Origin of the sequence: Prosthecochloris marina, from assembly GCF_003182595.1 — a bacterium.
GTDB classification, from domain to species: Bacteria; Bacteroidota; Chlorobiia; order Chlorobiales; family Chlorobiaceae; genus Prosthecochloris; species Prosthecochloris marina.
Genome location: NZ_PDNZ01000001.1, coordinates 21836 through 36724, shown reverse-complemented (window position 1 = coordinate 36724; position 14889 = coordinate 21836). Strand labels below are relative to the sequence as shown.

The window sequence follows — 14889 nt, the reverse complement described above, 5'->3', positions numbered from 1 at the left end:
GCTCAAAAGCTTTTGAAAGCTGACTCACATCATTCCGGAATTCTGTAACAAGCACCTGACTCCCCGACTAAAGAACGCTCGACAAGACCTTCCGCTTCGAGCTGTTCGAGAACACCGACAACCTTTTTACCGTACCGTTCGATCAACTCCTCCAGCTGCATTGCTTTAACCCCGACAAGGTCCTTGACAATTCTTCCCCTGTACCAGCGTGTCGATCCCTTGAATTTCGATTGCCTGGTTAACGGCCGTATCCCTGTTTTTTTCCCTGTCAGATAGAGCGCCCCGTAGTCCATAAGTGCATTATGCCAGTCACGGCTTCTCCCTTGTGGCAAAACTGCTTCAGCAACCGAGAGAAACTCAGCCGCCCCTGAAGATTCAGACAATCCAAGCTCATGGATCAATATCCTTCGTATGTTGGTATCGACAGTTGCAATATCGAGGTTATCAGCAAAAATCGGAATGGACCGAGAGGTGTAAATCCCTATTCCTGGAAGGTCGATCAGCTTTTCGGGTTCCGATGGTACAACACCGGCATATTGACTGACGATAACCTTTGCACAACGATGCAGACGCTGCCCCCTTGCATTGTAGCCAAGTCCACTCCAGTAAGACAATACCTCTTTCAGCGATGCTCCAGCCAAGGAAGGGATATCGGGAAAACGTTCAAGCCATGTAAGATATTTCTCAACAACCCGCTCCGCTTGGGTCTGCTGAAGCATAACCTCACTGACAAGAACAGCATAACGGTCAGTTGTCTCACGCCAGGGGAACGTTCTTTTATTGCTTTTGTAAAAAGAAAAAACTTTTTCCTGCAAACCGCCTATTTTTTCCTGCTCGAGCTCCACGAACCATCTCCTTTTTCAACAAATAAGCTGATGCCTTTACACCGCTACTTCTCTATCGACAACAACATGTTTCTCGCCTTCGCGAAGTGTAGCGGCTGTAATAAACGGATCATGAGCAAAGTATAATATCCAGTTGCCAGAAATCAGGTTGTCCAGCAAGGCAATTTTTTCACGGATTACCTCGAGAGGGGCAATATCATAAGCAAGTCCCCGTATCACACCCAGGTGTGCGGACGAAGGAATCAAATCACCACCATGAACAACGGTTTTTTCCTCTCCGCTGATTTTCACCAGCTGATGTCCTGCTGTGTGCCCATGGCCCATGGGCACCATTTCTATTCCGGGTGACAACTGAACGATTCCATCAACAAGTTCCATTGATCCCGACTGCCCCAATGCCCTTATAAACGAAGAGGGGTAGCTGGGTTTCTCCTTCATGTTCGGATGAAATGCTGTTTCATAATTTTCCTTTTGAACGTAGTAACGGGCGTTGGGGAAAACCGCTGCAAGCTCTCCGTCCTTCTCTTCGAAAGCCCCCCCTACATGGTCGAAATGCAAGTGTGTGAAAATAACGTCTGTGATCTTTTCTCGGTTCAAACCGGCCTTTTGCAGCTCTTCATCGAGACGCCATTCGGAAAGATCGTAAATGGACCTCATCTTGCTACTCCAGGCCGTCCCCATCGCCGCATCGACGAGGATGTTCCTACCCTTCCCTCTGATCAGCAAAATCCGCATCGACAATCGTACCCGGTTGAGATGGTCAGGGGGAATGACTTTCTCCCAAAGCACTCTTGGGACTACGCCAAAAACAGAACCGCCGTCAAGGCTGAACTCCTGCACATTGAGTGTCTGCAATGTATAATCACCGACTGAAAGCATAGAGCAGAAAGAAGGCAAAATTAAAAAAAGCACTGCCCCACCAACCTTGATAAACATGAAAAGCCCGACAAACGTCAGGCCTTTTCATACTAATAAAATTACCGATGTCCGGCAACAAGAAAGGGTCTACCAACTGAAAAGCGATCTATGATGTAACCATTTTGCGTTCTTTGACTTTCAGAGCAGCCTTACCGGTACGTTTTCTGAGGTAGAACAGTTTTGCGCGACGCGTTTTGCCGTTTTTCAATACCTTGATGCTCTCGATATTCGGTGAATTCAAAGGAATAATGCGCTCAACACCTATACCGCTGGAAATCTTACGAACAGTGACGGTTTTGGATGCTCCAGCCCCTCTTTCACTGATCACAACGCCTTCAAAAGCCTGCAAACGCTCTTTTTCACCCTCAATAACCTTTAGCTGCATTCTCACTGTATCTCCCGGATGAATCTCCGGCAGGTCGTTTCTCTGCTGTGCTGTTTCAACCAACTGAATTAACTGATCCATGATAAATATATTAACGTTATTTTTTCCTTAACTCTTCAATACTGTCACCGTCGAGAAGATCCGGTCGCCTTTCCTGCGTTCGTTTCAAAGCGTTTTCACTTCGCCATTCCTCAATTTTTTTGTGATGTCCGGACAAGAGAACTTCAGGAACGCGCATCCCCCTGAACTCTGCCGGCCTCGTATAGTACTCGCAATCGAGCATACCCGTCTGAAAAGAATCGGTCAAGGCCGACTCACTGTCCCCTAAAACTCCAGGAATAAGCCTTGCAACGGCATCCATCAACAATAATGCCGGAATCTCCCCACCCGAAAGAACAACATCACCGACCGAGATCTCCATGGTAACGAGCTTTTTCCTGATCCTTTCATCGACGGCTTTGTAATGACCGCACAATATAATCAGATTTTTCAGTCTTGAAAGCCGGTTAGCTGTTGACTGATCAATACGGTCTCCATCCGGAGTCATGAAAATAACAGCATCATACGATCGTTCAGTCATCAACGCTTCAATACACGCAAAAACCGGCTCGGGCCTGATTACCATTCCAGCTCCACCCCCAAAAGGAGTATCATCGACTTGCTTGTACTTTCCCAACCCGTAATCATGAAGATTATGAACATACACCTGGACATGTTCCTTTTTTCGAGCTATACCAAGCAACCCTTTTTCAAGGGATGACTCAAAAAAACCGGGAATAACGGAAATGACATCTATCCGCAATGACACCATGTAAAGAGACTTTTCCTGAATTGAACCTCTGCTCGCTCCGGCTCTTCCAGGCTTTCAACAAATTGCACGGGAACTGCTCGAGACTCTACAGAAACTCTTCAAGCCGTTTCAACACCATGTATCCTTTTTCAATGACAATCTCTTCAACAAACTCTTCGACAGCCGGAACAAGAACAACCTGTTCACCACATTGAACCTCATATACCTCATGAGCCGGCATTTTCAGCACATCGAGAACAACCCCAACCTCTTCAAAAGACTCGTTGAGTACCTTCAACCCCTTCAGTTCATGCAGGTACGCCCTGTCGTGAGGAAGAGGAATCAAGTCATCAACAGACACATAGACTTTTTCCCCGGCTACCGCTTCAGCTTTCTCCCTCGTATCGATACCAAAGAACAAAAGATAGGCGAAACCTTTTCGCAATGTTCCCTGACGAACAACCTGACGAACCGCATCGCTCTCATTTTTCCCTATATAAAAAACCTTTCGGTCAAGAAAACTTTCAGGATAATCTGTAATTGGCAAGACCTTCATCTCACCTTTCAAACCTTTTGCCTTGAGAATCTTGCCGACAAGGTAAAGTTCTTTCATTATGTCAGCACCTCAAAAATGATTTTTGCCAAAACAATATTCATCTTTCAAGATGCTTTCAGAATGTTCTTCAAGCCGTTGAGAAGAGTTTTTTATTATTCCCCTTCTGTTGCCTGTGCCTGCGCTTCTGCTTCCGCAGTTTTCTTTGCTTGACGGCGACGGGTCTTTACAGCAAGTCTTTTTTGTTTCCTTTCAGTTTCACGAGCCTGCCAATTCTCCATTTCAGCAGCGATTTCTTCGTCGCTCTGCCCTCTTCGTTTCATATTCAACTCATGGAGCAAACCGGTTGCACGAATCAGACTGCGGACGGTTGTTGTCGGCTGAGCACCAACACCAAGCCAATAAGCTGCTCGCTCCTTATCTATTGTAATTGCATGAGGCTTCGCTGTCGGCTGGTAGTTACCGATCACTTCAAGAAATTTACCGTCTCTCGGGGCACGTGCATCAGCAGCAACGATCTGATAATAAGGCAACTTCTTTCTTCCTGCTCTTCTAAGTCTGATTTTAACCAATGCTAATATGGATTTAAGTTATAATTGTATACGAAACAAAAAGTTAACGTTTTAAAAGCTTTTCGAGTGGCAAGTTCTGCGGCAATATCTTACGGCCTGAATTTGTCATCTTGGTTACGGAACCCATCATCTTCTTCATCTCTTTGAACTGCTTGAGCAGCATATTGACATCCTGAACACGTGTGCCGCTGCCATTTGCGATCCTCTGACGACGGCTGCCGTTGATAATTTCAGGTGTCGCCCTCTCCTGCTTCGTCATGGAAGAGATAATAGCTTCAATAGGTTTGAAGTCCAAACCGTCAAGGTCCTGTTTCGGAATCATTTTATTGAGCCCCGGGACCATTTCAACAAGGCCCTGTATGGATCCCATTTTTTTAAGCTGCTGAAGCTGATCAAAAAAGTCATCGAGATCAAATTCATTTTTCAAGAGACGCGACTGCATTTTCCGCGTTTTTTCAAGGTCTAGCGTCTCCTGCGCCTTTTCTACAAAACTGACAATATCACCCATACCAAGAATACGCTGGGCCATACGGTCAGGATAAAACACATCCAGATCATCAACTTTTTCACCGACACTCATGAATTTGATCGGCTTGTCGACGACCTGTTTGATTGAAAGCGCCGATCCCCCTCTGGCATCACCATCAAGCTTTGTCAGCACAACACCATCGAAATCGAGCCGATCATTGAAAACTTTGGCAGTATTGACCGCTTCCTGCCCGATCATCGCATCGACAACGAACAACAATTCTTCCGGTTTCAACTGATCCTTGAGTGCTTCAGCCTCGACCATCATGTCTTCGTCAACCTGCAAACGCCCGGCGGTATCGACAATCACGACATCATTACCGTTCTTTCTTGCCGAATCAACGCCTTGATGTGCTGTCTTCAATGCATCCTGCTCACTCAAAGCAAAAACCGGAACATCGATCTGCTCTCCGAGTGTTTTAAGTTGATCGACAGCAGCAGGACGATACACATCAGCAGCTACAAGCAATGGATGTTTGCCGTTTTTCTTCAGGCGCTTTGCCAGCTTGGCACAAAAAGTGGTTTTACCAGAACCCTGCAAACCTGCAACCATGACAATGGCCGGAAGTTTTTTCGTATTCAGGTCGAGAGGCTTGTTTTCCCCTCCCATGATCTCGGTCAACTCGTCGCTGACTATTTTCACGATCATCTGAGCAGGAGAAACGCTTTTTACAACATCCTGGCCCAGAGCCTTTTCCCGAACCTCTTCAACAAATTTTTTGGCAACCTTGTAATTTACATCGGCGCTCAGCAAAGCCCGCTTGATATCGCGCATGGCTATGCCGATATTCACTTCATTGATCGTTGCCTGACCGGCAAGCTTTTTAAAAGTAGCCTCTAACTTGTCGCTTAAATTATCAAACATTGCAGATGACTTTTTTCTCTTTTGCAACCCAAAAATGGATAGCTTTAATTATAGTAAAAAAAAGTAAAAATTCAAAGTTTATAACCATCCCCCGAAGCCCTCATACTTTTATATCCCGACTGCTTTTATATATTTCCCTACAGTGAAAGCTTTGCATCGACACTACACCATAAGGAGTCGTAATAAACCTTTATTGCCGCAAACATCCCGCCCTGCATCCCATGGATATCGAAAAAATATTTAATTCGTTCAATAAAAAGAAGATAGCTGTTGTCGGAGACATCATGCTCGATAGGTACATTTTCGGTCATGTCTCGAGAATTTCTCCCGAATATCCAGTCCCCGTCGTTGATGTTTCTCACGAAACGCTGAGACTGGGAGGAGCTGCCAACGTTGCCGTGAATATCCATGCAATGGGCGCAAAAACCATTTTGTTTGGCATAGTCGGCAATGATGACAATGCAAGAACTTTGAAAAAGTTAATGCAAAACCACGGGGTATCCCCGGAACATCTTTTTCATGACCCCGAAAGGCCGACAACATGCAAGACAAGGATTCTCTCCCAGAACCACCATATTGCCCGAGTCGATTACGAAAGCCGTGACGAGGCCACTGCTGCCGCTGAAGAGTTCATCGATCGGCACTTCAAAGCATCCATTGATTCACTCGACGCCATAGTACTTCAGGATTACAACAAAGGAGTGCTCACCCCTTCACTCATCAACAAAATCATAACGTTAGCATCTTCACGTTCAGTACCGGTCTTCGTAGATCCCAAACTAAAGGGTTTTTTCAACTATAGCGGCAGCACTGTTTTCAAACCCAATCTATCGGAAGTCGCATCTTCCCTTAGTATCACGTTGCAGAATACCGACCATGACATTGAGCAGGCCTGCAAACAACTGATGACAAAAATGCGTTGCCAGCATCTTGTTGTAACCAGAAGTGAAAAAGGTTTAACGATATGCAACGACCGTTTTACCCATATCCCTGCCTCGTCACTCGATGTCGCTGATGTATCGGGGGCCGGTGATACCGTTATCGCCATCCTCTCCCTGAGCTTTGCTGCCGGACTTGATATCGAGACAAGCGCAGAGATTGCAAACATTGCAGCTGGAACAGTTTGCCAGGAGGTAGGTGCGGTTCCTGTCAGTCCGGAAAAACTCCTCAAAGCCTGCCGCGAGTATTTCAAGGCATGAATTGCATAAAAAAAACGCCTGTCCGTCCTTTGCACTCTTGGACTGGGCAGTTAACCGCAAACTGAAACCCCTGCAGACTACTACAACGTGCTACTTTTCCTCACTCAGCCTTCCCCTATGGAGATATACTCATCAACCTCTTCAGGATATGGAGGATTATAAGCCCTGTCACAAGCAAGATTTCTGAGACCTTGCAACGTATAAAACGGCACCTCGAACATTGCTGTATTACTCATTGGCGGGGGTATATCATTACCCGGATCAACATACATAATGAACGTTATCCGAACGACGTCATCTTCCTTTGGCTCGAAAACCCAACGACCATAGGTTTCCCTGATTCTGTAATTTCCGGATCTGACAGGTATATAATCAGGATCGGACTTCATCGTTACCGCTATGCCATTATCCCCTTCGGTATCAAGTCCGGTGCGCACGACCATTTCCCGCTTCGGAAAGGGCCATGGCGTGTTTATAGCCTGATAAATGACATATTCGAGATTCTCTCCCTTTTCAAGCACCTCTATACTTGAAAGCTGATGAACCCATCGTATATAATTGCCGGTATCATGAAAAAGGCTTATGAGCCTCCTCAGCGATACAGGAAATTCCACCACCCCCTTGAAACCAAGGATATGAGAGTCCCTTATTTTGGCGGAATACACAAAAATATCCTTGTGCTCAACTCGAAACTCCCAGTTGCTCTCCCTTGCCCCCTCAATATCCATGGCACTTCAACTCTTGTAAAATTGACAAACCTTTACTCCCGACACAACCCTTGTAGAATAGCATAATAAAAAACCTATTCAACAATAAAATCTTTATAGTTCTGGTCGATATTTTCAGGCGAATCCAAAAACGGTGCCTCGATCGGCGTTTTGTACTTTTCGCGCTTGACCATTTCACGCATATTGTTCAAGGTGTTGTAAGGGGTATCGATCACGGCTATATTGGCCAACCAGGATGGAATTTCTCCCCCGGGCTCGATATGCAGCCTAAAAACAACCCTGCACCGGTTTTCCGAGATGGGCATAATATTCCAGGCCCCTTCAAGCTGGCGAACACGGACGTAATTTGCATTTTCAGGAAGAATATCCGGCTCAGCAGTCATTTTAATAAAAATTTCGGAGGTCTTGGCATCCTTGTACCCCTGAGAACGGCTGATGATTTCACGATCGGATATCGGCCATGGAGCCGTCACCCTTTGGTAGACGATTCTCCCCTGATTGTCGGGCAGTTCCTTGAGAATCTTCATCTCATCGGTTTTCCATACCCATTCTGTAGCGGCATCGACATCGTAGAGCAGATGCAGAACACTATGCTGCGGCACATCCATCACGGCAATACCGACAAACGAAAGAAACTCGGATGTAGGCACGGGACAAGTGTAGATTTTTAGCCAGTCTTTCTGCAAGCGCATCGAGCAGGTATTGCTCTGGATTTTCTCAAGTAAAGACATAGGCAAAAGTTTTTGATTTTTCTCAAACGTATACCTGGCAATTCACTTATAATCCTTTTTATGCAGCATCACGACGAATATAATCATGGGCAAAATGCAGCATTTTATCTGACTCCTCGGCAAGCACCCTGATCTGAGCATTGATACCGAACAACTGACGGGCGATTCGAGACTTTATCGAGCTGAGAATGCTTTCTTTCTCGTCAGCGAACTGTTTCTCGTTGAAAACAATCTCCTTTTCACTGCAAATTTCACGGAGGTACCTTTCCGCTCTTTCATTCTCGGCATAGGTATCGATAAAACCATCAACGTCTTCATCAAATCCTCGCACAGAACTTGACGGATCATCGATAATCATCAATGCCGTCTCATCCAGAACCCCCATAGTCAGTAACGTACTGTAGAATTCATTTATTGAAGGCTCTACAACCCAAAAATTCGGAACGATACCTCCCGAAGATTTGAACAGCTCCTGTGAGGGTCTGAAAACAGTTATGCCTTCTATATCACTATCAACCTCTAAACTTCCTGCTTCACTAAAGAGTTTCTCCCCATCCCTGCTTTCATGGCTTTCGAGATAATATTGCTCCCTGCCTTCACTACCGGGACTGAAATCGCGCTGTATTCTTCTACCGGAAGGGGTAAAGTACCGTGCAATTGTCAAACGTACAGCAGAACCATCATCCAGGTCGAACTGACGCTGAACCAGACCCTTGCCGAAAGTCAACTCGCCGACAATCATAGCCCGTTCGTTATCCTGAAGAGCGCCTGCAAGGATTTCAGCGGCAGAGGCGCTCCCTCTATCCGCAAGAACCATGACTTCACGCCCCTCGAAAAGCCCACCTGAGGTTGCTGAATAGCGCATTTCATCAGGCCCTCCGTTACGGCTTTTCGTATACACTATCAGCTGTCCTTCACCAAGAAATTCGTCGGCAACCTCGACCGCCTGGTCCAGATAGCCGCCAGGATTTCCCCGTACATCGACAATGAGTTTTTGCATCCCCTGTTCCAGCAGCTTTTCCATTGCAGCCCTGAACTCATGAGCTGTAGTTGCCACAAATCTGCTCATCCGTATATATCCGGTTATATCGTCGAGCATAAAAAACGCGTCAACACTGTAGGTCGGTATCTTGTCGCGTACAATATCGACCGTAAAGTTTCGAGAGGTATAAGGCCTGTAAATCTTAAGCGTGACAACCGAGCCCTTTTTTCCCCGCAGCCTGTTCAGCACATCCATGGGAGAAAGGCCTATCGCAGAAAGAGTGTCTATGGCAACGATCCTGTCCCCTGCTTTTATTCCCGCGGTTTCACTCGGACCACCTGCGAGCGGAGTTACAACAAGGAGAGTGTCGTGTACAATATCAAATTCGATACCTATCCCCTCGAAGTTACCCTGAAACTCCGAATTTGAAACACTGACTTGGTCTGCCTTCAAATATGTCGTATGCGGATCAAGAGCTTGCGTCATCCCTTCAATTCCCGAATCAACCAACTCCCCTCCATCGACTTCATCGACATAAAGAGCAGAAATTATGCTGAAAACTTCATGAATTTTCTTCTGCTGCTGACCGAAAATTGCATCAGAGGCTCCCCCGTGATGCCTCTGGCTGAACTGAATACCGAAGAATCCGCCGATCAGAACGCAGAAAAGCAGTATTGCCAATATCAATATAACCTGTAAAACCCGGGGCATAATAAGTTGTATACCGTCTATTGTGAAGAGAAATAAAAAGCAGGCAACCTCATTCTTCATTATTTTACCTATAGACAAGCAAAAACCCAAAAAAAGAACATCAAACTCACCGGACTGCTCTCCCCCGACTGAATATTCACTTCTCTTTCAGGAACACAAAACAACAAAAAAATACACAAAAACAAAACACAAAAATCAAATAAAACAACAAAAAAACACAGCACAAAAAAAAGAAAAAACAACAATAAAAACATCAAATAAAACAAATAAACATGACAAAAAAATTACTTTTAAAACAGATTAAAAAGAATAAAAACAAAATAAACTAAAACAGAAGTAAACTAAACTAATAACTTTTAATAAAAGAAAATAAATAAATAATCACCAACATTTATTTACTCAAAAAACTGACATTTTAAAATGAAAAAAGCAAAACAAAATAAAACCAAAAACAAAATGGTAATAACATTAATTATGTCAATATTAATCACAATTATCATGAATTTTATTTCGTCTTATTCACAAGAAATTGCCAAAATAAAATCACTGATAACGATTCAGGGACACAACATTACTGCTGAGATTTCGGATACAGAAAAGACAAGAGAAAAAGGGCTGATGTGGAGAAATCAACTCGGTAAAAATGAAGGGATGCTGTTCATCTATAACGATAGTGCAACACGGTGTTTTTGGATGAAAAACACTTTTATTGCACTTGACATGGCATTCATTGACAGCAATAAGGTTATACGAACCATCCATACCGCCAAAACCGTGAATGACTCGACTACCTTTTATAGTTCATATGTACCCGTAAAGTACGTTCTTGAGGTTAACAGCGGCTGGTTTGAAGAGCATGGCATCAGCCTTGGTGATACTGTTTTATTCAGCCATCCCAAACGGAAATGAAAGTATCAAAAAGAACAACCAACAACCAGCTCGAGCTCGAGACTTGCACCAAGCGGAAGCTCAGAAACACCGATAGCGCTTCGAGTATGCTTTCCATTCTCACCAAAAGCCTCATACAATACGGCAGAAGCACCGTTTGCCACAATGTGTTGATTGGTAAAAAATGACTCGCTTGCCACAAATACAGTCAGTTTCAAGACCTTTTCAACATTATCGAGATCCTGTACCACACTTTTTACCGCAGCAAGAGCATTGAGCGCAGCCACACGAGCGGCAATTGCAGCCTGAGCCTGATTGATCTCATTTACTTTTCCCCTTCCTCCCTGCTCCATCAGCACCCCCTCTACAAAAGGAAGTTGCCCGGAAGTGAAGACAAGGTTGTCTAATCGCAAAGCCGGTACATAAATTCCTGCCGGATTGGCTATATCAGGCAATGCAAGCCCTGCGTTGCAAAGTCTTTCTTCGGTTTCTGACATGATTTACAGTATTTGATGAACCTTTTCATCCATTAATGTAATGTATTTTCAAAGGCTTTTTTTAAATAAGCGAAAAATCATTATTGTGAGAACGTAATACATGCAACAGAATAACCGGGCATGGTAAAAAGAACTCTTCCCCGGCTTTACATGGTAAGCAACAGCCCTGAGCGTCCTTACCCTGCACAAGAACTTCCGGCACTTGTCCGGCAGCTGACAGCACAGCTGCCAGCTATCGTTCAAATCAGAGAAAAACATCTCGATGCGAAAACTCTTTATGAGATGACCTTGCTGGTGAAAAGCCTCATGCATGACAGTAACTCCCTGCTTTTCCTCAATGAGCGATTCGACATAACCCTTGCAACAGGTGCAGACGGAACACATTTTCCCGAAAACAGCACTCCCCTTGGAAAGGTCCATGCCGCTGCACCCGACATGCTTTTGGGTAAGAGCACCCACTCCCTTCAAAGTGCTCTTTCTGCAGAAGCGGAAGGAGCGGATTATCTCATCTTTGGCCCGGTATTCGATACTCCTCTGAAAAAGCGTTACGGCTCCCCCATGGGACTTGAAAAACTCGAAAAAGTATCTCGAAACGTCTCTATTCCGGTTTACGCTATCGGAGGTATCACTCCGGCAAACACCCGGCAATGTCTGGATCACGGTGCATATGGCATTGCCGCTCTGTCGATTTTTCATATCTCGGAAAATCTTTCCGTCACGCTCGAAAACTTTAAAAATGTGCTCGATCAATAAATGCAAATAGAACGCCCTACCCTCTGCTATATAACTGCAACAAACTCATCATGCCCTGTAGAACAGTCTGAAAAAGCGCTTGAAGGCGGTGCACGCATGATTCAGCTCCGCAATAAAACAGCGCCAGGCTCAGCTCTTTACGACTGGGCTGTAGACATACAAAAACTTTGCCGCGTCTACGACGCCATATTTATCGTCAATGACCGGGTCGATATTGCTCTTACCGCCAATGCCGACGGTGTTCATCTTGGCCAGCGAGATCTCCCAGTTGCTCCGGCGAGAAAGCTTCTTGGCAAAAACAAAATCCTTGGAATGTCGATATCATCACTCGCAGAGGCTGAAGAAGCAGTCCGGGCTGGATGCAACTATGTAGGGTTAGGGCACATCTATCCAACTTCCTCGAAACAAAAAACCGGCAAACCGCTTGGGACAAGCTGCATTACCGAGGTTTCCCGACATATATCCATCCCTGTTATAGCCATCGGAGGGATTACAGCTTCAAATGCCGGTGAAGTAATCAGGGCTGGAGCGACAGGAATTGCGGTTATCTCCGCTGTGGCTGAAGCACCGGATCCCAGAAAAGCGACCTCGGAACTCATACAAAACATGCAGTCATGCCTCCAATAACAAAGACAAACTATACCACGGTCCTTTCCATTGCGGGTTCTGACGGCAGCGGTGGAGCAGGGATACAGGCGGATCTCAAAACCTTTGCCGCTCTCGGCTGCTACGGTCTGAGCGTCATAACCGATGTCACCGCTCAGAATACACGTGGTGTATTTAACTCGGTAGCACTTTCAGCATCTTTTGTGAAGGAACAGATCGAGGTACTCACGGATGACATAGCAATCAATGCAATTAAAATAGGCATGATTTCATCAGCATCGACGGTCCGGACCGTTGCCGATACCCTCCGGCGCCTTCCCTCGATACCGGTGATTGTCGATACGGTACTGAAATCTTCCGACGGAACCGGACTTGTTTCAGACGAAGCGAAAAGCGCGATGATCGAAGAGCTCTTTCCCTTGGCAAAACTTATCACACCCAATCTTGCTGAAGCTGCAACGCTGTCAGGCTCTGAAAATATCCCATCGACAAGAAGCGACATTGAAAAAACTGCAGAAACATTGAAGAACAAAGGAACTTCTGCAGTTCTTGTAAAAGGAGGACATATGACCGGTGATATCTGCAAAGACTACCTGCTGACGGCAAAAGGAGGTGAATGGTTCTCTGCACCAAGGGTCTCGTCAATAAATAACCATGGAACCGGCTGCACTCTCTCTTCCGCCATAGCAGCATATACCGCAAAAGGCTGTGACCTTTCCGAAGCCGTCAGGAAAGGCAAGCAGTTTACCCAGGAAGCATTACAAGCAGGAGCCAGCTTTATCCTGGGTAATGGCGCAGGACCTCTTCATCACCTTTATGGCTGCTGGGACAATCCCTCACCTCGCGGGATACGCCCAATCGAATAGTAGGTAATCCCGAGCTGCTCCATCAGGTCCGGATTGTAAATATTCCGTCCGTCAAAGATCACCGGGCTGCTCAACTCCTGCTTGATAACCTCGAAATCCGGGCTCCGGAACACCCTCCACTCTGTGACCACTGCGAGTGCATCTGCACCCTTGAGAGCATCTTCCGACGTTTCAACCAACTTAAGATCTGCGCGCTCTCCGTAGATCCTGCGAGCCTCATCCATTGCAACCGGATCATAGGCCCGCACCGATGCGCCGGCCGCCCATAGCTCCTCGATAACTCTACGGCTGGGAGCCTCACGCATATCATCGGTGTTCGGCTTGAATGCCAGCCCCCACAAGGCAATGGTCTTGCCCTTTAACTCATTCCCGAAATGCCCCTTCATCTTATCCACCAGCGAAACTTTCTGGTCATGGTTGACTGCCTCGACGGCCTGCAGTATCCTGGCATCATAGCCGTATTTCACCGCTGTTTTTTCCAGCGCCTGCACATCTTTCGGAAAACAGGAACCACCGTAACCGACGCCGGGATAAATAAACGAAAATCCAATTCTCGAATCCGATCCGATTCCGTGACGGACAGCTTCGACATCAGCCCCGACACGCTCGGCAATATTAGCGATTTCATTCATGAAGCTGATTTTCGTCGCCAGCATAGCATTTGCCGCATACTTCGTGAGCTCTGCTGAACGCACATCCATAGCGATGAACCGTTCATGGCTCCGGTTGAACGGCGCATAGAGATTCCGTAACAGCTCTTTAGTTCGTGGATTATCCACACCGACGATAATTCTCTCGGGCTTCATGAAATCGCTGATGGCGTCACCTTCCTTGAGAAACTCGGGATTCGATACGACATCATAATCGATCGAAACACCCCGCTCCTCCATCGCTGATTTCACCTGCTCACTGACCAAATCGGCCGTTCCCACCGGTACTGTTGATTTATCGACAATGATTCGGTAATCTTCCATATTGCTGCCGATGGTTTTGGCAACACTGAGTACATGGCGAAGATCGGCTGAGCCATCTTCATCCGGCGGAGTCCCCACAGCGATAAACTGAAACAACCCGAAAGCCACACCTTCAGCTGGATCGGAAGTGAACCGCAGACGACCCTCACGTGCATTGTCAACAGCCATATCCTCAAGACCAGGTTCATAAATCGGTATCTCCCCTTGCTTCAAACGACTGATTTTTTCTTCGTCGATGTCGACACACAGCACATCGTTTCCAACTTCTGCAAAACATGCGCCGGTTACCAATCCAACGTAGCCCGATCCGAATATGGTTATCTTCATAGTTTACAAGTAGTGATTAGTTAAACGGAAACCGCTGATAGACAAAGATAAGTCTTTTCGTTTCATCGATCTATCGCCTATTTCCCAAGTCCATTTTCTTTACAACACGTGTACGACGCGACCCCGGTAATCTACCAACGCCGGCATATTATATAAAAATTATAAGAAAAA

18 protein-coding genes are annotated in these 14889 nt (G+C 45.9%); 6 read left to right on the top strand and 12 right to left on the bottom strand.

Annotated features, from left to right (window positions below; all coding sequences use genetic code 11):
- Nucleotides 1-29: 29 nt before the first annotated feature.
- The 7 genes from CR164_RS00160 to ffh all read right to left on the bottom strand — a co-directional run bounded on the left by CR164_RS00160 (nucleotide 30) and on the right by ffh (nucleotide 5456).
- Nucleotides 30-845, bottom strand: a complete 816-nt coding sequence (locus CR164_RS00160) for an HhH-GPD family protein (protein ID WP_110021902.1) — start codon at nucleotides 843-845, stop codon at nucleotides 30-32.
- A 36-nt stretch (nucleotides 846-881) separates the two neighbouring features.
- The gene (locus CR164_RS00155; protein WP_239994408.1) at nucleotides 882-1781 is read right to left on the bottom strand and encodes an MBL fold metallo-hydrolase; all 900 of its coding nucleotides are present in this window, start codon (nucleotides 1779-1781) and stop codon (nucleotides 882-884) included.
- 88 nt (nucleotides 1782-1869) lie between these two features.
- Nucleotides 1870-2229, bottom strand: coding sequence for a 50S ribosomal protein L19 (gene rplS, locus CR164_RS00150; protein WP_110021901.1), 360 nt, complete (start codon nucleotides 2227-2229; stop codon nucleotides 1870-1872).
- A gap of 16 nt (nucleotides 2230-2245) precedes the next feature.
- Nucleotides 2246-2959 (bottom strand): tRNA (guanosine(37)-N1)-methyltransferase TrmD, encoded by a 714-nt coding sequence (gene trmD, locus CR164_RS00145; protein WP_161953455.1) that lies wholly within the window; start codon nucleotides 2957-2959, stop codon nucleotides 2246-2248.
- Between the two features lie 85 nt (nucleotides 2960-3044).
- On the bottom strand, nucleotides 3045-3551 hold the full coding sequence (gene rimM, locus CR164_RS00140) for a ribosome maturation factor RimM (RefSeq protein ID WP_167392925.1): 507 nt from the start codon (nucleotides 3549-3551) through the stop codon (nucleotides 3045-3047).
- A 95-nt stretch (nucleotides 3552-3646) separates the two neighbouring features.
- On the bottom strand, nucleotides 3647-4063 hold the full coding sequence (gene rpsP / locus CR164_RS00135; protein ID WP_110021899.1) for a 30S ribosomal protein S16: 417 nt from the start codon (nucleotides 4061-4063) through the stop codon (nucleotides 3647-3649).
- A 43-nt stretch (nucleotides 4064-4106) separates the two neighbouring features.
- Nucleotides 4107-5456 carry a signal recognition particle protein gene (gene ffh / locus CR164_RS00130; RefSeq protein WP_110021898.1) on the bottom strand — a complete coding sequence of 450 codons (1350 nt, stop codon included), beginning with the start codon at nucleotides 5454-5456 and terminating at the stop codon, nucleotides 4107-4109.
- Between the two features lie 221 nt (nucleotides 5457-5677).
- On the opposite strand from ffh, the gene rfaE1 reads away from it, so the two are divergent.
- A complete protein-coding gene (gene rfaE1 / locus CR164_RS00125; protein ID WP_110021897.1) occupies nucleotides 5678-6655 on the top strand; it encodes a D-glycero-beta-D-manno-heptose-7-phosphate kinase in 978 nt (325 codons plus the stop codon).
- A gap of 104 nt (nucleotides 6656-6759) precedes the next feature.
- Here the strand turns inward: rfaE1 and CR164_RS00120 are convergent, their stop codons facing one another.
- The 3 genes from CR164_RS00120 to CR164_RS00110 all read right to left on the bottom strand — a co-directional run bounded on the left by CR164_RS00120 (nucleotide 6760) and on the right by CR164_RS00110 (nucleotide 9807).
- A complete protein-coding gene (locus CR164_RS00120; protein ID WP_110021896.1) occupies nucleotides 6760-7383 on the bottom strand; it encodes an START domain-containing protein in 624 nt (207 codons plus the stop codon).
- 74 nt (nucleotides 7384-7457) lie between these two features.
- Nucleotides 7458-8114 (bottom strand): START domain-containing protein, encoded by a 657-nt coding sequence (locus tag CR164_RS00115; RefSeq protein ID WP_110021895.1) that lies wholly within the window; start codon nucleotides 8112-8114, stop codon nucleotides 7458-7460.
- 58 nt (nucleotides 8115-8172) lie between these two features.
- Complete coding sequence (locus tag CR164_RS00110; RefSeq protein ID WP_110022268.1) at nucleotides 8173-9807, bottom strand: S41 family peptidase; 1635 nt, start codon at nucleotides 9805-9807, stop codon at nucleotides 8173-8175.
- A gap of 22 nt (nucleotides 9808-9829) precedes the next feature.
- On the opposite strand from CR164_RS00110, the gene CR164_RS12965 reads away from it, so the two are divergent.
- Together CR164_RS12965 and CR164_RS00105 are read left to right on the top strand one after the other, a co-directional pair.
- Entirely contained in the window at nucleotides 9830-10111 is a 282-nt protein-coding gene (locus tag CR164_RS12965; RefSeq protein WP_153303680.1) for a hypothetical protein, read from the top strand.
- A 116-nt stretch (nucleotides 10112-10227) separates the two neighbouring features.
- Nucleotides 10228-10716 (top strand): DUF192 domain-containing protein, encoded by a 489-nt coding sequence (locus CR164_RS00105; RefSeq protein WP_110021894.1) that lies wholly within the window; start codon nucleotides 10228-10230, stop codon nucleotides 10714-10716.
- Between the two features lie 5 nt (nucleotides 10717-10721).
- Here CR164_RS00105 and CR164_RS00100 read toward each other — a convergent pair whose 3' ends face one another.
- On the bottom strand, nucleotides 10722-11192 hold the full coding sequence (locus tag CR164_RS00100) for a RidA family protein (protein WP_110021893.1): 471 nt from the start codon (nucleotides 11190-11192) through the stop codon (nucleotides 10722-10724).
- 120 nt (nucleotides 11193-11312) lie between these two features.
- Here CR164_RS00100 and CR164_RS00095 point away from each other — a divergent pair, with 120 nt between their 5' ends.
- From CR164_RS00095 to thiD, 3 genes are read left to right on the top strand one after another with little or no spacing between them, the layout of a single operon-like run.
- On the top strand, nucleotides 11313-11945 hold the full coding sequence (locus CR164_RS00095; RefSeq protein ID WP_110021892.1) for a thiamine phosphate synthase: 633 nt from the start codon (nucleotides 11313-11315) through the stop codon (nucleotides 11943-11945).
- Nucleotides 11946-12572 (top strand): thiamine phosphate synthase, encoded by a 627-nt coding sequence (gene thiE, locus CR164_RS00090; protein WP_110021891.1) that lies wholly within the window; start codon nucleotides 11946-11948, stop codon nucleotides 12570-12572.
- Nucleotides 12560-13417 (top strand): bifunctional hydroxymethylpyrimidine kinase/phosphomethylpyrimidine kinase, encoded by an 858-nt coding sequence (gene thiD, locus CR164_RS00085; RefSeq protein ID WP_110021890.1) that lies wholly within the window; start codon nucleotides 12560-12562, stop codon nucleotides 13415-13417. Before thiE ends, thiD begins: the two co-directional genes overlap by 13 nt.
- Here the strand turns inward: thiD and CR164_RS00080 are convergent.
- Nucleotides 13366-14718, bottom strand: a complete 1353-nt coding sequence (locus tag CR164_RS00080) for a UDP-glucose dehydrogenase family protein (protein ID WP_110021889.1) — start codon at nucleotides 14716-14718, stop codon at nucleotides 13366-13368. The two genes, thiD and CR164_RS00080, sit on opposite strands and share 52 nt — an antisense overlap.
- Nucleotides 14719-14889: the final 171 nt, after the last annotated feature.